This is a genomic window from Sporolactobacillus sp. PKPK-6 (genome assembly GCF_056678885.1).
In genome coordinates, this window is the sequence record NZ_JBWXPA010000001.1 from 913,594 (window position 1) to 937,015 (window position 23,422).

Sequence of the window (23,422 nt, forward strand, 5' to 3'; positions counted from 1 at the left end):
TCCAAACATTCCACAGAACAGACGATTCATGCATTGGTTATTTCTCGATTGTTATTTGCCAGTAGTGTCCAAAGCTGTAACCGCATCTTCACGAATTTCTTCATTCATTGATTGCTTCCAGTTCAGTGATCTCTTTGGCACTTAATCCTGTCCACTCACTGATTTTCCCATGACTTATTCCATTTTGCAGCAGCTTTAGGGCAACCTGTTTTTTGGCGTTTAATTCACCTTTTTCAATTCCTTTTTTAATTCCTCTTTTAATTCCTCTTTCCATGCCGTCCTCCACTCCACGATCATAAGTCGAATTCGGCCATTTGAGCACTTCTTCACGGATTTCCTCCGGGAGTTTGTTCGCTTGGTCCATCAATTGATCCACCTCTTTCTTATTTAATTGAAGATAGGTCTCGAAAAATCCATTGATTATGCTTTCACGTGCTTCTCCAAGATGCATGCCGATCATCTGTCTGATAAAGGCGAGTCGAACCTGAACACGTTCCTTTTTTTGAGTAGTTCATCCTGCTCATGAGCGCGGCAGCGGCCGGATTATTACTGTGAATAAATGTTCGCCAATTCATTTGGGCAAGCTCAAGCTTCAAAAAATGGAATTCGCTGATCATCATAAAATGAGGTATTTCTACCACAAATTTATCCGGTTCATCTCTTACACCATCATAACTGAAAATGGCAATGGGTAAAACAGGTTTTCGAAATTTCAGATAGATCATGATGTAGTAAAGATACATCCGTTCGGAAAAATCATCTTGATAATAGTTTTGTGCCTCAAGATGGACAATCAGAATTACAGCTTTTTTAGATTTCAGCTTCGTTTCCGCAATGATGTCCGCCCTCTTCTTGTCGCCTTCGATTAGATCCGGAAACAGTTCCTCTGAAAGGAACGTTTTTCCAGACAGATCAAGCATGTGATAAATTTTTGGGAAAAAGGCTTCGAGAAACTCATCAAAAAACTCGTGAAGCAGCACTTTGAAACGCCGATCGTGGTCAGTAGGCATGAGAGGCCTCCTTACGAGGTATGATTTATTGTTGTGAGGAATTGGGAAAGCAGGGAGTTAAAGGCGAACGTATGATCTTTCACAGTAAAAGTATAACCGAATTCCAAACAAAATGTCTAGAAAAAAATCCATGGTAAAAGGTTAATTTCTGACATATGCGGAATCGGATCTTTTGCTTCCACCCCGTTTCAATAATTATGCTATTCTTTGTACAGAGCACGAGTAACTGGAGGCTGCAGATTTATGAATACCTCAAAACCCTTAACTTATCAGGATGACCCAACCGTCCAGAAGAGACGTTGGATGATCCTGATCAGTATTAATATGTTCACATTTATGTCGACGCTTGATGCGAGTATTGTCAATGTGGCACTGCCGCAGATTTCACGTGATTTGCATTTGCCGATCGCCAGCAGTCAGTGGATTGTCACGATTTATTTAATGACGATCTGTGTTTTTATCCTGCTTTTCGGGCGGCTTGGCGACATGCTGGGCAAACTTCGCATTTTTAAGATCGGCACCGCTCTTTTTGTTCTTGGGTCGCTGCTGTGCGGATTCGGTCTAAACCTGAATTTTCTACTTGTCGGCCGCGTGGTTCAGGCCATAGGCGCTTCGATGACGATGGCTAATAATTTTGGCATCGCAACGGATATTTTCCCGAGATCCGAACGCGGGCGGGCGCTTGGTTTAATCGGCACGTTCGTGTCCTTGGGCTCGATCACTGGTCCGGGGATCGGCGGGCTGGTTGTCTCCACGTTGAGCTGGAATTATATATTCTGGATTAACGTACCGATTGGGCTGGTGGTAATGATTCTGGGCTGGCGTGTTCTGCCTAAAGATTTGTTTGCATCAAGAGGCCGCTTGGACTGGGTGGGTACGTCAATCTTCGGCTTATTCATCATAGCCCTGTTCAGCGGATTGCTGCTTGGACAGCATTTAGGGTTCAGCGACGGACGTATTCTGGGATCGCTTTTTCTCTCTGCTGTGCTTCTGGTCGTGTTTATCATTATGGAGTGGCAGATTGATCAGCCGATGCTTCAGCTGCGGTTGTTTAAAAATCTTATGTTTTCAGTCAGCATTTTCTGCGGCTATTTGGTCTTTCTCTCCAACTTTTGTTTCAACATTATTGCGCCATTCTATACCCAGGATATTCTGCATCTGTCAGCAGGCCATTCCGGACTGCTGCTGATGCTGTTCCCCATCATGATGGCTGTCATTGCCCCGTTCAGCGGCGCACTGTCTGACAAAATCGGTTCGGAAATCCTAACGTTTATCGGATTGCTTGTCCTCGTAGCGGCACAAATTGGTCTCGGTTTTCTGAATGGGGAAAGCTCAATCATCTATGCGGGTGTGTTGATTGCTCTGCTCGGTGCCGGCAGCGGATTCTTTATGTCGCCGAATAATTCGCTTGTCATGTCGACGGTTCCGAAAAATCAGCTTGGAAGCGCGGGGAGTGTCAACGCACTAATCCGAAATTTGGGCATGATCAGTGGAATCACTTTTGCGACAACGCTTCTGTTTGCCAGCATGTCGCAAGCTGCCGGTTATCATGTCACCGGAATGATCCCGGGTCATCCGTCCATCTTTTTACATGGCATGCACATCGTTTTTCTGGCATCTGCCGGAATATGCGTGTTCTGTGCCATGATTACAGGCATTCGGCTCCTAAACGCACGACATCAGATGCACAGCAAGGCTGTATCCTAACGCAGTCTGTCCGTTAAAGCCAAACCTTGCAAATGAAACCTGCTCCTATGGGAAACAGTAGTATAGGAAGATACTCATTGAACGCAGGCCATACACAAGGAGCAAACGATGCAGACAACGAAGCTTACGCATACCATTCTAGACGTAATTTTGAAGATGCCGGGATTGAAGATTAATCGTGAAGAATTCTTCAGACGGTCGTTCCCAAAAGAGGATACGGAACGGCTGATTGAGATCGGACCTGCAAGCTATTTTGGACAAGCTGAACTTGAGAAACAAGCAGCACAGCTGATTCAAAATGCGACGTTGCGAAGCTCAGCGATGTCGTTTGCCGCGGGCATTCCAGGCGGTTTGGCTATCGCGGCAACGATTCCCGCCGATACGACGCAGTTCTATGCGATGGCATTGCGTCTCGCGCAGGAGCTCGGCTATCTCTACGGACGAGAAGAATTATGGAGCAATCAAGAGATCGCGACAAAAAAAGGACGTGAAACATTGATTCTCTATCTTGGTGCGATGCTCGGAGTCAGCGGTACGGGTGCATTGCTGCGTGTGCTGTCGTCCAAGCTTTCTGCTCGCGCACTCGAACGCATCCCACAGAAAGCACTGGAACAAACAATTTATTATCCGCTGATTCGCAAAGTTGCTACCTTCTTCGGTGCGAAGATAACAAAAGGAACATTCGCTCGCGGTGTATCGAAAATCGTTCCGGTCTTAGGAGGCGCACTAGCCGGCGGAATCACCTATGCCACAATGAAACCGATGGCGCGTCGTTTGCAGAAGGAACTTGCGGCAGGTTTGACCGACAATCCTGATCTGTTCGAGCAGGATTTAATTGAGCTGAAACAAATCGGCAGTGCAGAGCATTCACAGGATCATCGAAAATAATGCCTCAGTACAGGTGACTTTGGTCACCTGTTTTTTCACACTCCTATATCTCTGGGATTTACACTGTTGTCAGAATAAACTAAACTAATAATAGATTTACTTTTAAACAGTTCTCACGATAATAATACGAGCAAGAATCGCTCAATTTTGACAGCAGGAGTTGGATCATCATGTCTAGCAAATGGAATGTGTATTTGGATGAAAATCAAGACCGTTTTATCGAGGAATTGTTTGACTTGCTTCGTATTCCGAGTATTTCGGCAGATCCTGCCTATGCGAAGGATGTGCGCGCGGCTGCCAAATGGGTTGGCGAGCGTTTGAAAAAGGCAGGGATTGAGCATGTACAAACATTGGAAACCGGCGGACATCCGGTGGTTTATGGTGACTGGCTGCATGCTGAAGGAAAGCCGACGGTACTGGTTTACGGACATTTCGATGTTCAGCCGGCGGAGCCGCTGGAATTATGGGATTCCGATCCGTTTGAACCAATTATTGATGATGGCAAGGTATTTGCCCGTGCTGCTACTGATATGAAGGGAAATCTGCTTTTGCCGATTGTCGCTTGCGAAGCTCTGCTGCAAACAGATGGCGTGCTTCCGATTAACATTAAATTTTTATTTGAAGGCGAAGAAGAAATCGGCAGCCGTTCGTTCAGTGGTTTCCTTGATGCACACAAAGATCTGCTTGCCTGTGATCTTGTGGTCAGTGCCGACAGCGGTGTCGGCACTGAGGAACAGCCAACCGTCGGAACAGGCGTACGCGGTGTATTTTCGGCACAAATCAACGTGAAGACTGCTGCCATGGACATGCATTCGGGATTCGGCGGCGGTATTGCTCCAAACGCGATCCATGAATTGGTTCGGATTCTTGATTCGATGCGTGATGAGGATGGACGCATTTTGATCGATGGATTTTATGATCAAGTGCGTCCGCTTACGGATGATGAGAAGAAGCAGATCGCCAATTTCGATGCTTTTCCGGATGCAATGCGTGAAAGTGTCGGCTTCAAAGAATTCTATGGCGAACCGGAATTCACGCCAATGGAACGTGGAGTTGCACGTCCTACGTTAGAAGTCAACGGTATATGGGGCGGTTACCAGGGTGCCGGCGGCAAGACAGTCATTCCATGTGAAGCACACGCCAAGATCACCGCGCGGCTCGTGCCGGATCAGGATCCGAAAAAAATTCAAGCGTTGTTTGAGCAGCATATCAAAGCGCACACCTTCCGTTCGGTAGAAGTTACAGTTGAAGACGAGCACGGTACGCCTCCATACCGCGTTCCTGGCAATGATCCTGCGCTAAAAAAACTCGAACACGTATTGGAAGAAATGACGGGTCACCCGGTCAAGCGCCAATGGGCAGGCGGATCGGTTCCGGTGACCAGCCTGTTCAAAGAAGTACTCGGAGCAGAAACGTTGTCGCTTGGCGGTTCGCAGGATGATGAACGTCCACATGCACCGAATGAATTCTACCGTTTAAGCAGTTTCACACGTATTCAAAAAGCATACTGCCTTCTCTTGCAGGAATTGGCTAAAGAATAAAAAAATTATAGGAACAAAGCTGCTGAGTTTGTTGGCCCAGCGGCTTTTTAATTTTTTGTTATTTTTTTCACAAAATTGATGTAAGCGTATTAAAATTTTGATAGAGTAGTTATGTAGGGCGGCAGAGTTTTCCAGTCGTTCATAAAACAATAAATCGAGGGATTGACATGTATCAGGTTAAAGAATTTGATCAACAAGGCTTGCATTTCTTTCGACTAACAGACGGGATTTCTTACATAGATATCTGTCCGGAACGCGGCGGTATGGTGACCGCTTTCCATACGAATGGCGAAGACGTCCTGTTCATGAACGAAGCCACGCTTTTTGACACGAGCAAAAATGTGCGCGGTGGTATTCCGGTTCTCTTCCCGATCGCCGGGCAATTAACCAATAAATCCTATGAATGGGAAGGCGTTGCTTATTCCATGGACAACCACGGACTGGCACGCACCAGAGCTTGGAAAGTCGCAGATCAATCCGCTGATTCCAACCACTCAGCGCTGAAGATCGCTTTCCATAGTTCAGAAGATACGCGTAACTCCTATCCATTCGATTTCGAGGCTGTGCTCACATACACACTGTCGGACGGTGAATTGACGATCAGTCAAACCATCAACAACCTTTCAAGTGAATCCATGCCCGTCTACCCGGGCTATCATCCATATTTTAAAATGACAGATCAACAGCTTCATCTAAAAAGCAAGGCAGTCAGCTATTTGGATTACAATGATCATGAAACCAAGCCATTCAACGGTGAGATCAATATGAAGGGACTAAAAGAGTCTGTCGTACTGCTGAACAGTGGTGACCCGCAACTGGTCTTTGATTTCAACGCGACGAAAAAAATCGTGATCAGCCAGGATCCACGCTATCGCTACACCGTTTTATGGGTTGAAGGCAATCAGCCATTCGTGTGTGTCGAACCATGGACCGCGCTTACCAACACATTAAATGAAAAGAAAGACGATTTGCTCATGGTAACACCTGACGAACCATTGGAACTGAGCATTGCAATCCGACTTAGTGACCGATAAGGTGAAGAATTAAAAAAAGGCCGCTCCATTATGGGGCGGCCTTTTCAATCGGTTGCTCATTTAGCTGATGCGGCGCTTCTGCTCTCTAATTTGGCTAAGCTCCGCTTCCAATTCCAGTCTGCGCTGCTTTAGCGCGTACAGCTCATTGGTTATTCCTTCGGTAAGCTCGACATTGCGTTTACGCAATTGTTGATACAGGCCGAGAATTCTGCGATTGACATAACCGAGCTGGACACGCAAGTCACTTGCTCTCTGGCGATCACGGTCAGCTGTTGCCTTTACAAAAGCTGCCAAACTATTTTTTATTTCCTTTTGCCATTCATGATCCTTGATTTTCGCAGCGAAGAGATACAGGTCCAGATAGTCATCGACTTTGGCGTCATTCGGATGATTCATCACGTGTTGCATCCTCCTTTTTATAACAGCCCACTTGTTTCCATTTTTCATCCTGTTGCATGGCTTATGCAACAATGGATCTTAAATGTGACGATGGACTGTTCATTCCTTCCGAAAAAAGTGTGTTTTGTCCATTTTATTAAAAAAGTCGCTTTTTTGTTACACTTTACAATTGTTTGAAAAATAAGCAGGCGCTTTGCCCCATTATGTCGGGGCACGACACATTGTATTTGTGCATCAATTAATTTTTCTTATTTTAACGTGAACTGCTCAATCTGTCAAAGATTTATTTCATATAGGATGCATCGTGCATATTTTTGCAAGCTCGGCTCTCGCTTCATGACACAGTCGAGTAATGCCTTCTGCGTACGGTAAAAGTATTTTTCCATTCTCATACAAACTAATTGTGCGGTCGGTGTGAATGAACAGAGGCACATTTAATTCCTTTTCGAAGTTTTTAATTCGTGTACGAACAGAAGGTTGGGTTAAAAAGAGTGCACACGAAGCATGACGGAATCCATTATGTCTGACAACTGCGAGGAATGTTTCGATTTGATCAATGGTCAATGGTCATCACTTTCCTTTCTCTCACGCCACAGCGTCTGAATAAAGACCATGGCAGTTGTTCATTGACGCAAACATCATCATTGCACTGATATTTCGGATAATTTAGTTTTTTGATAAAAAGAATCCTCTAAAAATCAATTGGAGGCTTCTCAAATTATTACCAATCCTTTGTCATCCGTAAATCAGCGGCTGATTGCAGAGTTCAAAAGCTTTTTTGACAATTCTTTTTGATTCATATAAGATTGAATTTCCGTCTCTTCCTTGGCACTTGGATTCACAAACTGAATACCATAATTTACTGTTGGACATCCATGTTTTGTTTCCTTTCTCATCACTTCGCCTCTAACATGAATGATCGTGCCATCCTCTTTGGCAAAGGACAGAAATACATGAACCTCTTCCTTAATGGGAAAATCAATTCCGCATTTAATTTTCATTCCGCTTACACTAAGATCAAGCATTTCCACGTCAATTGATTTATTATTCAAACCTTGCAGAGTCTGTTCGCCAAAATCAAGGACACGTACCGTACACTTTTCTCCGTTCAGTTCAATGCGGTAGTGACGGCGGCGTTCTTTTGGTTCCTTTTCACGATCAAATTCGCTTTTTTTGTAAATCTTTTTCCTAAGATCCGTAATGAGCAAGCGATCTCTCTTCAAAATATTGTTGTAGTACATAATGAATGCAAAGAGAACAGCGAGCAGGAAAATACCTTCAATTCCGGCACCAAGAACTATAATTGCGTTTTCTGACATAGGTACATCACCTTATATAGATTGAGAAATAGGCTGCGGCTTACCAATAGCGAAACCCTGTGCATACGAAACGCCAAGCACTTGCGCACAATCAATGTCGCTTTCGGTCTCCAACCCTTCAAAAATCAGCTTTACATCGAACCGATTACAGTAATGAACAAGAAATTCGACGTAGGCCTGTTTCTTATTTGACTTGCTTAAACCAATTGAGAAATAGCGATCTAATTTTATATAATCAGCATCAATTTCGATTGTTCGATTAATGTTGTCAATCCCTTTACCAAAATCGTCGACCGCAATTAAGATTCCCGTTTTTCTCAAAGCTTTCAAAGCTTGTGTAAGTTTGATAAAATCTGTTATCATCTCATGTTCGACGATTTCCAACACAATCTGGCTAGCAGGAATGGAGCACTGATCAATGAGCCGAAGAATAAACGTAGCAAAATTCGGATGAAGAATCGTTGATGGGTAAACATTAATAAACAGTTTTCTGCCTTTTTGAGCAGGTCCGTCCTTGACGAAGGTACACAGTGCCTTTCTTATTGAATGTGCATCAAATTCAAAGAGCTTTTTTTCCTGATTGCCAGTCGGTATGCTCGTTCCGGGTTTAGAAAAACCTTTGAGCGAAAAAGTGCTTCATACCCTTCAATTTCTTTTGTTTGCAGATTGACAATCGGTTGATAATGATGAAAAAAATTTTCTTTCCTGAGATAATAAAAAAGCCACATGATTCACTCGCCCCTTTTTGACTTCAAAACGGCGCACCGAAATAAATGTGGGAGTAGAACGATCATTGCTTCCCTTTCGGTAACCCGGCTGCCATAGCATGAACCGTAGGCCCGTGGCTTTGCGACCCTATTTTTCAATAGGTGTGCCATTTCGATTGAAAATAGTTTTTTTAATGTATGAACATTTTTGCACAGCGGGGATAAAGATTCAAGACCTTTTGACCTTTTTTCACCTTTATATAAAATTTTTCAATCATTAAGGTACATGTAATCGTTATTATGCTGTTTTTCAAATTGAATTTTATCACTTTACATACGATTTTCTCATTAAAGAAATCCAAATAAAAAACACGGTTGCCCGCGTCTATTTAATGATCCTTCTTCTTCATTGATTTCATTGTGTTCAGAATGTCCGCGGGGAGTTTGCTGGTTGCCGCGGAATTATTTTCTTTGCGAATTGCTTCGTAGATCTCGCCGCGATTCACGTCAACTTCGCGTGGTGCCGTGATTCCCAATTTTATTTGATCACCGGATACCGCTACGATTTTCACTTCAATATCATCACCGATACGTATCGACTCGCCAAGCTTTCGGGTCAAAATGAGCATCGGTTACACCCTCTTTTCCTGGAGCTGCGCGGTAAGTGGCATTCGAAGAGAGTAATCGGATTGCTCGGGTATATACTGCTTGCCAACTTTTTTATTTACATTAATGATGACCGGTGCATTTAAATTAACCGTGGAATCAGAAAAAGGATTGCGTACGCTGACGATTACCCAAACGGCCACGTCCTCCTGCGAACGAATCTCGAGCTGTTCTACAAAATGGTCGGGCAGATCAATGCTGTAATTCTCAAAATAGTAAAAAGGTGAGGTAACAATGAATGCGACCTCTGCATCGTCTGCCGACTGAAGGATGGAGAAGGTTTCGCCAAATGGCTGAATAATGAACCGATGGTCGTGTGCAAATCCGGGAAGCCCCGACGAGAACGCTATAATATCTGTTTCTTTGATTTCCTGTTCGCCAAAATACTTTGTTTGGATGATCATAACCATTCGTTATCCTTTCTCATCAATAAAAATGCCGACCGCCTGAATATCAAGTGATGGATAGTGCTCCATGGAAATGTTAACCTGTCCTGGCTGATAACTATATTCCGGCGCACTAATGGTCGCTTGAATCATTGGTGCATGAATTTGCCAATTCACCTGCAAAGTTGCGGGTGTCACATCATAAGTGACCGCTTGGGATGCAGGTGTGTTGCCTGTACTGTAACGTGTACCAATGACTGCTGCATTCACATTATCGGCAGCCTGCTTCGCAAACAGATTTCTTCCCCTATTGCGCTCGATATGCAGAAGCTCGTCTCCTTCTTGAGAATGGCGTGCGATTCCATCAAGTACCGCCTGCTTGCCGGCATCTGCCGCCTCGGCAATACGTACTCTTGCCGATTTCAGATCAAGATTATGCCATCCGGCTGACTGATCAATCTGCACATGTGCCGGTTCTCGGTCAATCGTCATGTCCGCTTTTGGCTGTTGTATGGATTGTTCTGCCTTTGGTTGGCGGATCGTTTGCGTCGCATTTTGTGTACTTACTGACACTCTGCCGAAAACTTGTCTCATTTCTACATGCGGAAGAATTTTAGCCATGTCATCGTCCTACCTGCATATTTATTAATTTAAAAAGTCGACAAGGGACGTTTGGATGATTTTCGCACCGACGGAAAGCGATGCATTGTAAACGTTTTGCTGTTGATTTAATTTCACAATGGTTTCTGCATAATCTGCATCTTCATTATTGGACATGATTTTCGTTGCAACTGTCTTTTGATCAGCAAGACGATTTTGCACCATATCAATTCGGTTGGTTTTCGCCCCCAGATCCGCCTGGGCACTGGCAACTTCATCCAAATGTGTGTCAATTTCCGTTAAATGTGCGCTGATCTGACTGGCTGTCGCTGTGCCTTCAGTTAAATCCGTTTTCAATTGATTTAAATCTTTAAAAAGCTGATCATTGAAAACCGAGTCCGGACTCACATTAATCGTCATCTGAATACCGTCGTTCACCGCAACATTGAAATCAGGATTTTTCTGTGCCAAATTGTTAATCGTTACTGTTCCATTGGATGCTTGAGTAAGTAATGGGTTTGCGGAATCACTGCCGCTGAAAATATACTGGCCGCCAACCTGTGTATTCCCCAAAGTAACCAGCTGCTGGGTCAGTTGATCCACTTCCACACCTGCAGCCGCACGCTGATCTGCTGTATAAGTATCAGTACTCGCTTCATTTGTCAACTCACGAATACGGTTAAGTACATCATTGACCTGTTGCAGTGCGTCGTCGGAACTGTCCAGCCACTTATAGGCATTCGTAACATTTTTCTGGTATTGCTCTACATGACTGACATCCGTACGGTAAGATATACCCATCGTGGCAACCACCGGATCTTGGGATGCACGCGTGATTTTTTTCCCGGTCGACAATTGATTCTGATAATCGGCCAGTTGGCTGTAGCCACTGGAGATATTTTTCAGTAAACTATTGGACATCATACTTTGTGTTACCCGCATCCAATATCACCCCATTTTATTGATTAATGTATCCAACATTGTATCCAGTGTCGTTACGACTTTTGCAGCTGCAGCATACGAATGTTGAAATTGGATTAAATTTGTGAGTTCTTCGTCAATGGATACCCCGCTGATGGATGATCGTCGATTTGTTGCTGCATCAAGTATCGTTTGCGAACTGCTCGTGAATTGATCCGCTGATTGAGCGTTCACTCCGATTTGACCAACCAAACCTTGCAAATAATTTTTCAGGGTCATTTCTTCACCATTGGGATCAATTGCGAACTTATTGGATGCGATCACATCAGCCATCGCAGTTGCTCCGCTGTTGTCGCCGCTTGGCATACCTGAATTTGCCGATGTAATGTCACTTCCGCTTAACTTGCTGTTTACATGAAGGTTTAATGCTGTCACCGTACCCGCATCGTTGTCCGTTCCGCTACCGAGAAAAAAGACGCCTTTCGTGTCTGCTTTATATCCCGCTGTATCCTTATAGGCGTTGTTAAACTCCGTTGCCAACGTATTCGCCATATTGTCCAAACTTTTTAATACACTCGGATAATCGTTAGTGTAGGCATCAATTTGGCCTTGTAGTTTTCCGGAAAAATTAGTCAGTGTGCCTGTGGATACCGGAGTCGTGTCATCCGATTGCATCATGGATATCGTAACTTTTGGGTTCGATGTATCCGTTGTATCGATATCTGCTTTCAGATGATTATTCGTCAGTGCCGCGCCATCGACCAAAGTTGCCTTTGGCTCATAAGAGTTGCCATTTGCATCAACAATTTCAATGGTATACTTTCCTTCGGCGAGCGGTGACGGATTGCCGCCGCTTGGGTCTTTGCTGACTTTTATATTAACCAGCTGAGCGATTTTATCTGTCAATGCGTCTCGCTCATCATATAAGTCATTCGCTAGAAAGCCGTTCGCTTCCTGCTTGTTAATTTCCTGATTGAGCGCGTTGATTTGATCAGCATAATTATTAACAAGATCCGTGTTCGCTGTAATTTGCTGATTTAAATTATTTTGAACCTTTCCTAATGACACAGCGATGTAATTAAAGGTATCAGCCAATGCCGCACCATCCTCTAAAACAACCGTTCCTGTCCCGCTTGTCGAGGAATTGTTGGCTAAATCCTGCAAAGACTGCCAAAAGCTGTCTAGCTCAGATGAAATACCAGTATCGGTCGGCTCATTCACGATATCTTCCATTTGGCTGTACGCATCGTTCAGCGCACTCCAATAGCCGTTCTGGTTGGAACTATCCCTGACTTGAAGATCTACAAATTGATCACGGATACGAACAACTGCTTCGTCATTCACTCCGGTCCCCAATTGACCTGCACTTCGATCGGCGTTAATGCCGATACCCGGATAAGAGAGCCATGTTGCCAGATTGACGCGTTGACGCGAATAGCCGTCTGTATTCGAATTCGATATATTATTTCCTGTTGTTTGAATGGCTGACTGTGTGACCTGCAGCGCTCGCTGCATCATGTTTAAGCTGGAAAAAATCGGGATCACCGGTTAGCACCTCCGTCTTAAATTATGTCCGAGAATCAATACGTCCGCTGAAGACGGATGACGGAGATTGTCCGCCTCTTGGATTCTGATAGTTATTCAATGTGCGCGTTTTTGGCTTCAGCAAGCCGATATTCAGCTTAACCCACAGCAAAGAATCACGAAGAAGTTCCTGATTTAACGTATTTGCCTGTTTAAGCGTGTACACGCTCTTTGCCAAATCCAGGTAAAGGTGTTGCCACTTTTCCTGCTCATCCTCAGGAATAATCGCTTGTTCCCATTCTGAAAATGTTGCTTCAGAGCGTGTGCCGCCTAAATCAGATTGAATCGCGGCAATACGTTTCTTCTCAAGCCTGCCCAGTTCATCAACGAATGGAGCTTCTTCCTTCGTGATTGCGCTCACCGTCTGCGCGTCTCCATTCTTAATCGCTTCGCATTTACGATCAGCAAGTTTGCAAAGCGCATCATGCTGACTGATCATTGTTTTGACTATTCGTTCCATGCACTCAGCAGACAAGCTTCTTCACTCCTCGTTACCAAATTCCCTTACTGCCTGTTCCAGAATCCGTACATTTTTTCCGCAATACTTTTTGCCGGAACATGGTAAGTTCCGTTCTCAATTTGCGATTTTAATTGCTCAATTTTATCCTGCCTGGCTTCGTCCAGCTTCTGCGTACCTTGCAAACGTTTCGCCGCACTGGAAATTTCTACTTTATCATTTGTCTTGGATGCAGCCGTTTGCTGTTCGCCGAGCTTCGCTGTCTGATAATTATTCGTGTATGATTGTACCGGTTGGTAACCATTTATTTTCAATGAATTCACCTCATCTCAGAGGAATTTGCCGTATCATTATCATTTTTATTTACATTGTCTCTTTCTCTGTCTGTTCATACTTTATATCGGCAATACAGAGAAATTCTTTAACTTCTATTCCTTTCCCTTCACGTATGATAGGTCTTGCCTTTGAAATTGGTCTGCGAATCATCAATATGTTCCTGCTGCATATCGCGTTCCAGCTTTTTGCGGCAATGCTCGCATAAGGTACCGTTTTGTATCGTTCGCCCGCATGATCGGCATGGATAGCCAAGGTTGGGAAAAACAGCCGTTTTTAGTCTGCCCTCACGAATCCATTGATAAATCCAATCAAGATCAACATCTGTTGCTTCATGAACTTGTGTCACCGTGGACATTCTGTTTTCTTGTTTGCGTATATAGCTGTAGACTGTGTCAAACTGCTTTTCCTGTTCATTTAAGCAGTCCCGACAATAGGGTGAAGATACGCGTACAAAAAGTTTTCCGCATCCTTTACAATTTTCGAGTTCCGGCAATTCAATTCCTCCTTGCATAACAACTAAGAGCCGTAAGAACGCTGCTTGTTTCGTCTGCTCTTATTATCGGCATGAAGTCGGTAAATTTTAGCGGAACTGTTACAAATTAAGCCGAAAAGGCTACGGATATGGTGGTACACTAACAAAGCACTGCCATTACCTCATGCTATAAGACAATGCAAAAATGCGTTCACAAATCAAATAAGCTAAATGCAGCACAACCGATACGATGCGGCAAACAATCTTGAATCGAAAGGAGATCGCATATTGCGCTTTAAAAAGCATTGGTTAAGCTGGTTTCTTGCTTTTGACATCGTGCTTGCAGCACTGCTCTTTGTGCTTTATTCACCTGGAAACCGATCAATCGGGAAAAGGTGGATATCCGATGTTTCCTATGAAGCAGAACAGATTAAAAACGAGACAACCGGACAACCGAGGAAACATTCCGTTCGCATCGATGCCCCATTTATTCTTCAAAAACCGGAATTGCCACGGGGCTGTGAGGTTACTTCATTGGCGATGCTGCTGCAGAAAGCAGGCATCCAAGTAGGAAAAATGGAACTGGCTCATGAAATCAAACGTGTGCCCTATTATCAAAATCAGCAATTCGGAGATCCGGACGTGGGCTTTGTCGGCAGCATGGAAGATGCCACAAAACGAGGATACGGCGTGTATCATGAACCGCTCGCACTACTTGGACGCCGTTACCTTCCCAGCCGTATTATTGACTTAAGCGGCAAATCATTCGACTCAGTACTTTCACAATTAAATGATGGTATTCCAGTAGTCGTAATCACGAATGTAACCTTTAAGCCGCTCTCGAAGAATTATTTTCACTATTGGCGCACAAGTGGGGGTACAGCTAAAGTAACAAATCAGGAACATGCAGTGCTGGTTACGGGCTACGATCAGAATAAAATTATTATTAATGATCCGCTCAGAAAAAAAGATACGATTGCGAACCGCGCATCATTCATAAAGGCTTGGGAACAAATGGGCAGTCAGGCAATCAGCTATCGAAAATCATCTCTATTCTGAACCATACTTCGCAGTGCTTCGATGCGAAGTTTTTTTATCCGTGGATCAGTGCAAGAGAATCCACTCTCAATGGATTCCCCTTTGTCAGTGCGTGGGCAGCCAAGCGCATCGTTGCTCCGGTCGTGTAGATGTCGTCAATCAACAAAACCTTTTTCCCCAAGATAAATGATACATACTCATTTTCCAGATGAAAAGGTGTCTCACGCATCAACAATCGTTCGCTGCGCGTTTTCTTACTTTGTTTTGGTTCATGTTTTACCCGAGTGAGTGCGTTTAGGATCGGCATATCAAGTGTCTCGGCCAGCACTTCTGCCTGATTAAATCCCCGCTCCGCAAGCCGTTTCATGCTGAGCGGTATGGGCACAAGAACGTACTCTTCATCATGTGGACGAAATAAACTGAAGGAATTCTTCAATCGTTGTTCCTTCTTTATCCTCCGAAAGATTTTCTTCATTTCATCCGCAAACCCATCTGCTAATACTGAATCCCCGCGAAACTTGAATTGATTCAAAATATCTTTGATGAATGCATTGTAGTGATAAGCTGCATAATTTTTTTCGTATAAACCGTTTCTGCCGCTCTTTTTCCATTGCGTGCAGTCATAACAGATATGTTCATGCACCAATTTCGGATCAAGTATCGAAAGATCTCTGCCGCATAATTGGCAGCTGTTTTGAACAGCAATTGGTGCCAGTTGTTCTCTGCACGAACGACAAAACCCGGTTTTGTCCTCTGCTAAAAGCAGTGTGCGAAAAGTCAACACCTCAGGCTGATCCGCACCGCAAAACAGACAGCGCATCAATGAAAGCCCCCGATCTGATTCATATGCTCAATTTGTTTGCGTGCGCGAATCATCGCCAGTGTCTTGCCATTATGAAAAAAAAGAACATCACCGGTTGGAGATTCAGCCGATCTTCCGACACGTCCTGAAATCTGAACAAGCGCGCGGTCATCAAATACAGGATCATCAGCTCCAACCACGCAAACCTCGACACCCGGAACAGTCACACCGCGCTCAAGAATAGTTGTCGTAACCAAAATATTGATTTTTCCTTCGCGAAAATCGCTGACCTTGTTATGGCGATGCGGATCTTCAGCATGAACACCTGCTGTCCTTTCAAAACCGCATCGCTGCAAAAGCTCTGTTAAATCGCGAGCTAACGTAACAGAGGGAACGAACACAAATACTTGTCGTTTTTGATTTATTTTTTCGCTCAACCATTCGCAAAGCAATGACGGCATCTGCCCTTTGCGAATCATCTGCATCCAGTTGCCGATCCATTGAAAGCGCGGCTCGGGCAGCGGATGCCCGTGATAGCGTCTAGCGAGCATGACACCTCGCAATTTTCCTGATGCGTAATCATTCGTCAAATCGGCAGGCGGTGTTGCTGATAAATAGGCGATCGGAGCACCCGGCTTAGCTGCCTTTCGAACGGCGAATTCCAGCATCGGATCAAAATGATAAGGAAATGCATCGACTTCATCGATAAAGATGCAATCAAAGCAATTAGAATAACGGATCAATTGATGGGCAGTCGACACAACGAGCGGTGCATTCGGGTTTGATTCTTGGCTACCTGCGTAGAGCCCGCTGATCGGAACATCCGGGAAAGCCGCACGCATTCGCGGCAGAAGCTCACGGACGACGTCAGTTCTCGGCGTTGCCAGCACAACACGCCGGCCATTCATCAACTGATGTTCAATGGCCGGATAAATCATTTCCGTCTTGCCGGACCCGGCGACAGCCCAGACAAGAAATGATTTGCCAATCTGAAGTGTCTGATTCAGTGCTTCGGCAGCCATACTCTGTTCATCAGACAATGTACCGTTCCACGCACATAGGTGGGTATTCTGATGAATAAACCGATGATTTAATGCAGGTTCAGGACCGCACCAAGTCACCAGTTTAGTACATGACCGCACGATTCCCATCGTCAAACAGTGACGGCAGTAGACGCACTTTTTCTGACAGCGGCCGCACGTGCACGTTGCAAACGTTTCTTGATCACGATTGCCGCAACGAGCGCACAACCATTTTTTTCGGCCGGTCAGCAAATCAAAGATACTTTCATTAAGCGGTACAATCCCCGGACGGACAGTAACATGGCCGCTCTTCACATAGTCTTTAATCACTTTTTCAGGAAATGGGAGTTCTTCAGCACGAAACTCTCTACCGTGCAATGCATGCTGAACATCGGAATAATCATTCAGGAGCAAACCTTTACTGCGGGAAAGCAAGAGCATAGACAAACCTTCTTTCGGAGAGTAAATGAGGGATGACAAATGACCGAGTGACGAAGCAGCTAAAATCAGATGTTTTGTTAGTGGAAAAAAATAAATTTGAAATGCATAGTGGAAAAGATGCTGTGTTGATGAGGTACTTTGGGTACAGATAGAATGAAAGGCGGCAGTAAATCTTATTTGGAAAATTAAATCGCTAGATTACTATTTCGACAGCAGCTGCCCATATATCCTTCAAGATCATAAAATTTTTTAAACACCTACATCGCCTTTATTAAAAAAACGAGAACCGCGAACGGCTCTCGTTTTTCTTCTTAATATATTTTTACCCAACCGTTCTTAATCGCTTCGACAACGGCCTGCGTACGATCCTCTACACTCATCTTTTGAAGAATGTTGCTTACGTGATTCTTCACCGTTTTTTCACTGATGTAGAGATGTTCACCGATCGCTCGGTTACTCTTGCCGTCTGCCATCAGCTGCAATACCTCGCATTCACGATGAGTCAAGATATGTAGCGGCGGCCGGTATTCAAGATCGCGGAAGCCGGAAAGCTCTGTGGAATAGCCCTGAGTTGCGAGCCTTCTGAATTCGTTAACAAGGTTATGGGTTACCTTCGGATGAATGTAAGCACCGCCTTGTGCAACAATCCGAACGGCCTCAATCATCGAATCTGCATCCATTTCCTTCAGTAAATAGCCAAGTGCACCGGATTTCAACACATGGGTAACATAGCTTTCATCATCATGAATCGAAAGAATGATGACTTTAAGACCAGGATGATTTTTAATCAGCTGTCTCGTTGCTTCAACACCATTCAATTTCGGCATATTAATATCCATCAACACAACATCGGGATCCGATTCCTCAATCAGTTTTTCAGCGGTACTGCCGTCATCACCTTCGGCTACCACTTCAAAATCGCTTTCCATATCCAAAATTCTTTTGACGCCTTCACGAAAAAGGCGGTGATCGTCAATCAAAGCAATCGTTGTCACTTTCGGTCGCACATTTGTCACGATTATTTCTGTTGCTAAGCAAACGATTTCATTCATGCTCATCTTTAGGTGCATGTCTCTCGTTATAATAAAGGCTGCCAGATAATAAGAAAAAATGCTAGATTCACAACCCTAAAGAGAACAGTCGTTATTCGCATATCCCGTGCCGCAACAGTTTTTCACCTCTCTTTTTTCACTGTAGCCATGCGGATAGGGTTTGGGACTCGCCCTATCCGCCACTTCTGCTGTGTTACTCGCTAAGCATGTCTTCCTGCTGAATCGGTATGTTGATGAGCACTTTGGTTCCCTGCCCGATTTCTGAGTGAATAATCAATTCACCATCCAATAATTCGGCGCGTTCCTTCATGCCGATCAGCCCGTAACTTCCTTCTTTCTTCACTGACTGATCAAATCCTGTGCCATTATCCGTAATTAGAATGAGTACTTTATTTTCTCTATATTCAATTCTAATACTGATGTGCGATGGATCCGCATGAATACAGGCATTCTGAACCGCTTCCTGAATTAACCTGAATAAAGCGGCTTCAATTCTAGATTGCAGTCTTTTCTCCTTCCCCATACGATCAAAATGGATACTTAGAGAAGGATAATCGCTGTTCACTCGGTGAAGGTATTTCTGCAGTGTCGGCACAAGCCCAAGGTCGTCAAGGCTCATTGGACGAAGATCATAAATGATCCTACGAACCTCGGCCAAGGCGCCTTGTACCATGACCCTGTACTTTTGCAATTCCTCGTGCGATGCCGCCATTCCTTCTTTTTGCCCGACACGTTCGACCACATCGAGACCAAGCAGCACCTGTGCAAGTGTCTGGGCGGGTCCGTCATGAATTTCACGAGAAAGTCTTTTTCTTTCTTCTTCTAGTGCTTCAATGACTTTCAGCCCAAATGCGCGCTGCTCCCTTGCGCTGGCGATGACGTCGCCCACTTGCTTCAGATCGCTCGTCAAGTAATTCAATACAACCGTAACTTGCCCGACCAAGCTTTCCGCTTTGTGAATGGTCGCCTTTAATTGAATCAAGCGTCGTTCAAGCTCGTCACGTCTTTTCTTCATCTGCCGTTCCATCTCACGAACAATTGACAGATCGTTTTGAATGGAATTCGCCGTTTCATAGGCGTGGCGGATGTCTTCCTCCCCGTACTGATTAAAAGCTCTGCTGATCTCAGCTAAATGGCCTCTCGATTTTCGTGCTTCAATCTCGAGTGTGTCGCTTCGATCAATGATTCCTCTTAACTCTTGCTTTACAAGTTGGAGTTCTTTAACCAGCGCGTCATGCTCTTTTCGCGATTCCTCGCCGATCTCGAAAATCTGAGATTTGCTGTCGCTCACATTATCAATCATGCTATTGATAATTTTATCAAGATGCTTGACATCAAGCTCTGTCTTGATTGGTCTGCTGGTTGACATAATTTCCCTCCATAACAAATGTAGCCGAACCACTACGAACGTGCTAGCCACCTTGTACCTATCTGCATATAGGTATTATGCACTAATTCACGACTCAATCTTCTTTGTCCCATATAATTAATTTCATAATATAGGAAACAGTAAAGCACAATCAATCAATTTCATATATAATTTCTTTTAAAAGTGTCTATACCCATTCTTTCTTACTGATAAACAAATGACAAGTGCAAATATTACCATATCTCTATGTACCTTTTCTCGATTTTCATGGCATTTCTTTAATGACGGACGCAACCGTGTCGTTGTTTGTCGAATGTAAAAGTGTATCATTATATGCTCCTGGTTCACTTTGATCGAGTGAATGACATAGTCCGTCTCCTTAACCAGCAGCAAAATCCTAAACAGATGAAAAGACAGCTACGGCATCGATTCAAAGGATTAAATGAAAGGAGCCGAAAATGACATTAACAGCTTATGTTACAGTCGGGAAAGCCGCTCTGATTGAAACTGAGATCAAGCGTTCTCGATTTATTTGTGCCGTTCATCCGGTAGAAAGCGAGACCGATGCGGAACAATTGATTCAAAACGTGCGCAAGGAACATTGGAAAGCCAATCATAATTGTTTTGCTTATATCATAGGAAAGAAGCAAGAAATTCAAAAGGCAAGCGACGACGGTGAACCGAGCGGAACTGCAGGTGTTCCGATTCTTGATGTATTAAAGCGACGCGGCATTTGTAATGTGCTGGTTGTGGTCACTCGTTATTTCGGTGGCATTAAACTCGGTGCCGGCGGATTAATCCGGGCATATGCCCATGCAACAAGTGCCGGGCTCAATGCTGCGGAGGTTGTAAAACAGGTCCCTTCCTATCAGTGGATTGTGACTGTTGATTATCACTTGAGCGGCACATTGGAAAATAAATTACGCGAATCCGCATACATCATTAAGAATATACGCTATAGTGACAAGGTCAGTTTCGATTTGTACACAAATCAGGATGACGGTCCAGCATTTTTGAATTGGGTGACCGATTTGACAAACGGCCAGGCAGAAACCGATAAATCACATGAATTGTACTTACAGGAGAAACTTCCAAACCCAGGTGAGCTTTCAAATAATGATTAAGTTCTGCTTCATCCTGTTGTTAGCGAACAGAAAACAGGCATTCAGCCTTCTTTAGTTCCGATTTGCGAATTTTGCCGAAAAAACGCGGATTTAACATTGATGGAACAGAAAGACTTAGGTAAAATAAAGCTATTGTAAAAAAACATGACAATTGGCCTATACAATGAGAATTGCGTAGAAAAAAATGAATGAAACGTGCACCTATCTGTGAAAGACTGAAAACCTGAAGGAGAATACGTCGAAGATGGCATTGAGCAGATCAGAAAACTACAAGAAGAAAAAACATGGAAAACGCAAAACAATAATTATAATCATATCAGCTGTTCTTCTCATTCTAGTCGGAAGCGGCGTAGCATATGGCTATTACTTAACGAAAAAACTTGAAAATGTAACAAGCCATGCACAAAATAAACTTACACGAGGCAATAAATCTGATCTTCGCGCAGAAAAAGTTGACCCCGTAAAGGATGATTTTTCCATATTATTTATGGGAATTGATAAACGAAAGAATGAGCCAAGCCGCTCCGATGCCCTTGTTTTAGCCACCTTCAATCACTCAACGAATGAGGTGCATATGGTGAGCATTCCGCGTGATTCGAAAGTTCAGATCATAGATCCGACGCACACGCGCGATTACGGCATTTCTAAAATTACACATGCACATGCTTATGGCGACGCCAATAACAACCAAGGCGCGGATTACACGATTGCTACCGTTGAGAATTTATTCCAGGTTCCGGTTGACTATTATGTCCAAGTGGACTTCGCTGCGTTCGTTAAGATCATTAATGCCCTTGGCGGTGTTGAAATGAATGTCCCAGTCGCGCTTCGCACACAGAACAGCGAAGATAAAACCGGTAAAGACGCCATTGTCCTGAAGCCCGGAAAACAGCTGCTTAACGGTGAACAGGCTCTGTCTCTCGTTCGTAACCGCAAGTCGCCGGGGGCAGGAGGAGACTTCGGCCGCGGCAGACGTCAGATGGCGATGATTGAAGCAATCGTGAAGAAAAGTGCAAAGCTTTCTTCTGTAACTAAATACAGTAAAGTCATTGATTCACTCGATAAGAATTTTGAAACAAACTTGACGTTCGGACAATTGCTCAGCCTACGTCAATATGCGGGCTCTCTTTCTGAAATCAAATCACTTCAGCTGAAGGGTACAGACGATATGAGCTCCGGAGTATACTATTTTGCCTTAGATGATGACTATTTAAATAAAGTTCGCTCTGATCTTAAACAGCAATTAAATTATGAATCAACAGCGGAAAGCAGCGACAGCAGCAGTGATTCCGGAAGCAGCGGATCAGCAACGTCCGGTACATCAAGCAGCAGTGGTGCCTCCGATAGCTCCGGATTGGTCGATGAATCATCCGATGGTACGAGCAGTAATCAATAATAAAATAAAGACCACTTATTAAAGAGGCTGTCATAGTCAAGAAGTTGACTATGACAGCCTCTTTAAATTGAATGATGCATAGTTCCAATTTCTACCCTACCACTTTCCTTAGACTCATTTATTGGGCTCATTTTGACACATTCTCGAACTGCCCTGTCCCTTTGGAGCACTACATTCAAAATTAATGATCCATCTTTTAATTCTGAAACTTGACTATTTATGAAGCAACTTCATTTTTATTTGATCATTGATGAGTAACATGTAATGACGCATTAGAGTGATCAATTATCAATAATGCCTTCATTGCTTTCAACTTCACTGTAAGAAATAACGTAACGGCTACTGACCCAACCTGAAGGTACTTGGATATATTGAGATTTTTTATTAATCCGAACTCCTGACGGAGTAAGAAATGGAAAATTTGGAGGTGCTGGGCTATTTTGAGGTTCAAGGTAGTAGTAAATATCTTGTTCACGAGTCCGTTTTACAGCCTTAATGACTTTAAATTTAGCCAGACTTGGAATGGTCCAGTTTACTTTACCTAATCTCTTAGTCTTGTATTGCGTGTAGGGAGGATAATTCCAAACAGTACCTGGAATGACAACCCCGACGTAATCCTTAAAGTTAGCAGGAATTGTTGTGGCTTGGGTAGTCGCTGCTCTTTTAACTCCGCCAGCAAATGAACCGACTTTTTTGCCCCCATAGACGTACCCCCGATATTTACCATTCATCGTCACGACACGATAATAAACGGAACCGGTGTGGGTTACCTTATAACCGTAGGCACGGAAATAATAAGTTGAACCCTTATAAGCCGGGTTCTTCCGACGAAACTCGTGATAGTCAGCATCTGCACGAGTATAAGAAGCAAATTTTTCCATTTGGTTCTTGGAAGCCACTAGTTTAGCCCCTTTTACCGTGCCGGGTTTCGTATAAAGGGCGTATTTACCTGTAGCAACCACGTTACGAGTGGATTCGGCAGTCTTTAAAGGCGTGTAACCCACTTTAATTGTTGCTGTATTGCATGATGTTATAGTCAATAAGCTCGCTACGGCAAGGACTGAAACCATGAATAATTTGATCCATTTGTTCATATCTATATCCTCTTCGTCTAATAAGTTTTGAACCTAATCTAACTCCCGGTTCAGCTC

Annotated in this window: 25 protein-coding genes, 1 pseudogene and 1 riboswitch; of the genes and pseudogenes, 7 read left to right on the forward strand and 19 right to left on the reverse strand. The window is 44.0% G+C overall.

Annotated features, from left to right (window positions below; genetic code table 11):
* Nucleotides 1-100: 100 nt before the first annotated feature.
* Complete coding sequence (locus AC1MBV_RS04390; RefSeq protein ID WP_480947606.1) at nucleotides 101-451, reverse strand: hypothetical protein; 351 nt, start codon at nucleotides 449-451, stop codon at nucleotides 101-103.
* The gene (locus tag AC1MBV_RS04395; protein ID WP_480947608.1) at nucleotides 429-1,010 is read right to left on the reverse strand and encodes an RpnC/YadD family protein; all 582 of its coding nucleotides are present in this window, start codon (nucleotides 1,008-1,010) and stop codon (nucleotides 429-431) included. The genes AC1MBV_RS04390 and AC1MBV_RS04395 overlap by 23 nt, the downstream gene beginning before the upstream one ends.
* 243 nt (nucleotides 1,011-1,253) lie before the next feature.
* Here AC1MBV_RS04395 and AC1MBV_RS04400 point away from each other — a divergent pair, with 243 nt between their 5' ends.
* The 4 genes from AC1MBV_RS04400 to AC1MBV_RS04415 all read left to right on the forward strand — a co-directional run bounded on the left by AC1MBV_RS04400 (nucleotide 1,254) and on the right by AC1MBV_RS04415 (nucleotide 6,180).
* Complete coding sequence (locus tag AC1MBV_RS04400; RefSeq protein WP_480947610.1) at nucleotides 1,254-2,717, forward strand: MFS transporter; 1,464 nt, start codon at nucleotides 1,254-1,256, stop codon at nucleotides 2,715-2,717.
* A gap of 108 nt (nucleotides 2,718-2,825) precedes the next feature.
* The gene (locus AC1MBV_RS04405) at nucleotides 2,826-3,605 is read left to right on the forward strand and encodes a hypothetical protein (protein ID WP_480947612.1); all 780 of its coding nucleotides are present in this window, start codon (nucleotides 2,826-2,828) and stop codon (nucleotides 3,603-3,605) included.
* A gap of 170 nt (nucleotides 3,606-3,775) precedes the next feature.
* A complete protein-coding gene (locus tag AC1MBV_RS04410; protein WP_480947613.1) occupies nucleotides 3,776-5,146 on the forward strand; it encodes a dipeptidase in 1,371 nt (456 codons plus the stop codon).
* Between the two features lie 167 nt (nucleotides 5,147-5,313).
* Nucleotides 5,314-6,180 (forward strand): aldose epimerase family protein, encoded by an 867-nt coding sequence (locus tag AC1MBV_RS04415; protein ID WP_255747476.1) that lies wholly within the window; start codon nucleotides 5,314-5,316, stop codon nucleotides 6,178-6,180.
* A 60-nt stretch (nucleotides 6,181-6,240) separates the two neighbouring features.
* Here AC1MBV_RS04415 and AC1MBV_RS04420 read toward each other — a convergent pair whose 3' ends face one another.
* The 12 genes and pseudogenes from AC1MBV_RS04420 to AC1MBV_RS04475 form a co-directional block, all read right to left on the reverse strand.
* A complete protein-coding gene (locus tag AC1MBV_RS04420; protein ID WP_255747478.1) occupies nucleotides 6,241-6,579 on the reverse strand; it encodes a hypothetical protein in 339 nt (112 codons plus the stop codon).
* A gap of 288 nt (nucleotides 6,580-6,867) precedes the next feature.
* Complete coding sequence (locus AC1MBV_RS04425) at nucleotides 6,868-7,143, reverse strand: LysR family transcriptional regulator (RefSeq protein WP_370645958.1); 276 nt, start codon at nucleotides 7,141-7,143, stop codon at nucleotides 6,868-6,870.
* Nucleotides 7,144-7,325: 182 nt separating this feature from the next.
* A complete protein-coding gene (locus tag AC1MBV_RS04430; protein WP_255747480.1) occupies nucleotides 7,326-7,898 on the reverse strand; it encodes a PilZ domain-containing protein in 573 nt (190 codons plus the stop codon).
* 12 nt (nucleotides 7,899-7,910) lie between these two features.
* Nucleotides 7,911-8,504 (reverse strand): annotated as a pseudogene (locus AC1MBV_RS04435) (EAL domain-containing protein); the annotation flags it as partial.
* A gap of 197 nt (nucleotides 8,505-8,701) precedes the next feature.
* A riboswitch (cyclic di-GMP riboswitch) is annotated at nucleotides 8,702-8,784 on the reverse strand.
* A 210-nt stretch (nucleotides 8,785-8,994) separates the two neighbouring features.
* The gene (gene csrA, locus AC1MBV_RS04440) at nucleotides 8,995-9,234 is read right to left on the reverse strand and encodes a carbon storage regulator CsrA (RefSeq protein WP_480947616.1); all 240 of its coding nucleotides are present in this window, start codon (nucleotides 9,232-9,234) and stop codon (nucleotides 8,995-8,997) included.
* A gap of 3 nt (nucleotides 9,235-9,237) precedes the next feature.
* Nucleotides 9,238-9,681 carry a flagellar assembly protein FliW gene (fliW, locus tag AC1MBV_RS04445; RefSeq protein ID WP_255747483.1) on the reverse strand — a complete coding sequence of 148 codons (444 nt, stop codon included), beginning with the start codon at nucleotides 9,679-9,681 and terminating at the stop codon, nucleotides 9,238-9,240.
* Nucleotides 9,682-9,684: 3 nt separating this feature from the next.
* Nucleotides 9,685-10,278 (reverse strand): DUF6470 family protein, encoded by a 594-nt coding sequence (locus AC1MBV_RS04450; protein WP_255747485.1) that lies wholly within the window; start codon nucleotides 10,276-10,278, stop codon nucleotides 9,685-9,687.
* A gap of 24 nt (nucleotides 10,279-10,302) precedes the next feature.
* Nucleotides 10,303-11,199 carry a flagellar hook-associated protein FlgL gene (gene flgL, locus AC1MBV_RS04455; protein ID WP_480947618.1) on the reverse strand — a complete coding sequence of 299 codons (897 nt, stop codon included), beginning with the start codon at nucleotides 11,197-11,199 and terminating at the stop codon, nucleotides 10,303-10,305.
* A 6-nt stretch (nucleotides 11,200-11,205) separates the two neighbouring features.
* Nucleotides 11,206-12,723, reverse strand: coding sequence for a flagellar hook-associated protein FlgK (gene flgK, locus AC1MBV_RS04460; protein WP_480947619.1), 1,518 nt, complete (start codon nucleotides 12,721-12,723; stop codon nucleotides 11,206-11,208).
* Between the two features lie 22 nt (nucleotides 12,724-12,745).
* Entirely contained in the window at nucleotides 12,746-13,237 is a 492-nt protein-coding gene (locus AC1MBV_RS04465; RefSeq protein WP_480947620.1) for a flagellar protein FlgN, read from the reverse strand.
* Nucleotides 13,238-13,266: 29 nt separating this feature from the next.
* Nucleotides 13,267-13,533, reverse strand: coding sequence for a flagellar biosynthesis anti-sigma factor FlgM (flgM, locus tag AC1MBV_RS04470; RefSeq protein WP_255747493.1), 267 nt, complete (start codon nucleotides 13,531-13,533; stop codon nucleotides 13,267-13,269).
* Between the two features lie 128 nt (nucleotides 13,534-13,661).
* Nucleotides 13,662-14,048 carry a TIGR03826 family flagellar region protein gene (locus tag AC1MBV_RS04475; protein ID WP_255747495.1) on the reverse strand — a complete coding sequence of 129 codons (387 nt, stop codon included), beginning with the start codon at nucleotides 14,046-14,048 and terminating at the stop codon, nucleotides 13,662-13,664.
* Between the two features lie 267 nt (nucleotides 14,049-14,315).
* On the opposite strand from AC1MBV_RS04475, the gene AC1MBV_RS04480 reads away from it, so the two are divergent.
* Complete coding sequence (locus tag AC1MBV_RS04480; protein WP_480947621.1) at nucleotides 14,316-15,086, forward strand: C39 family peptidase; 771 nt, start codon at nucleotides 14,316-14,318, stop codon at nucleotides 15,084-15,086.
* A 34-nt stretch (nucleotides 15,087-15,120) separates the two neighbouring features.
* On the opposite strand, the gene AC1MBV_RS04485 is transcribed toward AC1MBV_RS04480, so the two are convergent.
* The 4 genes from AC1MBV_RS04485 to AC1MBV_RS04500 all read right to left on the reverse strand — a co-directional run bounded on the left by AC1MBV_RS04485 (nucleotide 15,121) and on the right by AC1MBV_RS04500 (nucleotide 19,751).
* Nucleotides 15,121-15,885, reverse strand: coding sequence for a ComF family protein (locus tag AC1MBV_RS04485; protein WP_255747497.1), 765 nt, complete (start codon nucleotides 15,883-15,885; stop codon nucleotides 15,121-15,123).
* Nucleotides 15,885-17,330: an ATP-dependent helicase ComFA gene (locus AC1MBV_RS04490; protein WP_480947622.1), complete on the reverse strand. Its 1,446-nt coding sequence runs from the start codon at nucleotides 17,328-17,330 to the stop codon at nucleotides 15,885-15,887. The genes AC1MBV_RS04485 and AC1MBV_RS04490 overlap by 1 nt, the downstream gene beginning before the upstream one ends.
* A 311-nt stretch (nucleotides 17,331-17,641) precedes the next feature.
* Nucleotides 17,642-18,382, reverse strand: a complete 741-nt coding sequence (locus AC1MBV_RS04495) for a response regulator (RefSeq protein WP_255747694.1) — start codon at nucleotides 18,380-18,382, stop codon at nucleotides 17,642-17,644.
* A gap of 193 nt (nucleotides 18,383-18,575) precedes the next feature.
* Complete coding sequence (locus tag AC1MBV_RS04500; RefSeq protein WP_255747501.1) at nucleotides 18,576-19,751, reverse strand: sensor histidine kinase; 1,176 nt, start codon at nucleotides 19,749-19,751, stop codon at nucleotides 18,576-18,578.
* Nucleotides 19,752-20,209: 458 nt separating this feature from the next.
* Here AC1MBV_RS04500 and AC1MBV_RS04505 point away from each other — a divergent pair, with 458 nt between their 5' ends.
* Together AC1MBV_RS04505 and AC1MBV_RS04510 are read left to right on the forward strand one after the other, a co-directional pair.
* Nucleotides 20,210-20,875: a YigZ family protein gene (locus tag AC1MBV_RS04505; RefSeq protein WP_255747502.1), complete on the forward strand. Its 666-nt coding sequence runs from the start codon at nucleotides 20,210-20,212 to the stop codon at nucleotides 20,873-20,875.
* A 244-nt stretch (nucleotides 20,876-21,119) separates the two neighbouring features.
* Nucleotides 21,120-22,271: an LCP family protein gene (locus AC1MBV_RS04510; RefSeq protein WP_255747503.1), complete on the forward strand. Its 1,152-nt coding sequence runs from the start codon at nucleotides 21,120-21,122 to the stop codon at nucleotides 22,269-22,271.
* Nucleotides 22,272-22,552: 281 nt separating this feature from the next.
* Here the strand turns inward: AC1MBV_RS04510 and AC1MBV_RS04515 are convergent, their stop codons facing one another.
* The gene (locus tag AC1MBV_RS04515; RefSeq protein WP_480947623.1) at nucleotides 22,553-23,365 is read right to left on the reverse strand and encodes a hypothetical protein; all 813 of its coding nucleotides are present in this window, start codon (nucleotides 23,363-23,365) and stop codon (nucleotides 22,553-22,555) included.
* Nucleotides 23,366-23,422: the final 57 nt, after the last annotated feature.

Bases quoted from the DNA above. Each gene is read 5' to 3' on its own strand.
- AC1MBV_RS04390 (WP_480947606.1), bottom strand. From the start codon at position 451: ATGCATCTTGGAGAAGCACGTGAAAGCATAATCAATGGATTTTTCGAG.
- AC1MBV_RS04395 (WP_480947608.1), bottom strand. From the start codon at position 1,010: ATGCCTACTGACCACGATCGGCGTTTCAAAGTGCTGCTTCACGAGTTT.
- AC1MBV_RS04400 (WP_480947610.1), top strand. From the start codon at position 1,254: ATGAATACCTCAAAACCCTTAACTTATCAGGATGACCCAACCGTCCAG.
- AC1MBV_RS04405 (WP_480947612.1), top strand. From the start codon at position 2,826: ATGCAGACAACGAAGCTTACGCATACCATTCTAGACGTAATTTTGAAG.
- AC1MBV_RS04410 (WP_480947613.1), top strand. From the start codon at position 3,776: ATGTCTAGCAAATGGAATGTGTATTTGGATGAAAATCAAGACCGTTTT.
- AC1MBV_RS04415 (WP_255747476.1), top strand. From the start codon at position 5,314: ATGTATCAGGTTAAAGAATTTGATCAACAAGGCTTGCATTTCTTTCGA.
- AC1MBV_RS04430 (WP_255747480.1), bottom strand. From the start codon at position 7,898: ATGTCAGAAAACGCAATTATAGTTCTTGGTGCCGGAATTGAAGGTATT.
- csrA (WP_480947616.1), bottom strand. From the start codon at position 9,234: ATGCTCATTTTGACCCGAAAGCTTGGCGAGTCGATACGTATCGGTGAT.
- fliW (WP_255747483.1), bottom strand. From the start codon at position 9,681: ATGGTTATGATCATCCAAACAAAGTATTTTGGCGAACAGGAAATCAAA.
- AC1MBV_RS04450 (WP_255747485.1), bottom strand. From the start codon at position 10,278: ATGGCTAAAATTCTTCCGCATGTAGAAATGAGACAAGTTTTCGGCAGA.
- flgL (WP_480947618.1), bottom strand. From the start codon at position 11,199: ATGCGGGTAACACAAAGTATGATGTCCAATAGTTTACTGAAAAATATC.
- AC1MBV_RS04485 (WP_255747497.1), bottom strand. From the start codon at position 15,885: ATGCGCTGTCTGTTTTGCGGTGCGGATCAGCCTGAGGTGTTGACTTTT.
- AC1MBV_RS04490 (WP_480947622.1), bottom strand. From the start codon at position 17,330: ATGCTCTTGCTTTCCCGCAGTAAAGGTTTGCTCCTGAATGATTATTCC.
- AC1MBV_RS04495 (WP_255747694.1), bottom strand. From the start codon at position 18,382: ATGAATGAAATCGTTTGCTTAGCAACAGAAATAATCGTGACAAATGTG.
- AC1MBV_RS04500 (WP_255747501.1), bottom strand. From the start codon at position 19,751: ATGTCAACCAGCAGACCAATCAAGACAGAGCTTGATGTCAAGCATCTT.
- AC1MBV_RS04505 (WP_255747502.1), top strand. From the start codon at position 20,210: ATGACATTAACAGCTTATGTTACAGTCGGGAAAGCCGCTCTGATTGAA.
- AC1MBV_RS04510 (WP_255747503.1), top strand. From the start codon at position 21,120: ATGGCATTGAGCAGATCAGAAAACTACAAGAAGAAAAAACATGGAAAA.
- AC1MBV_RS04515 (WP_480947623.1), bottom strand. From the start codon at position 23,365: ATGAACAAATGGATCAAATTATTCATGGTTTCAGTCCTTGCCGTAGCG.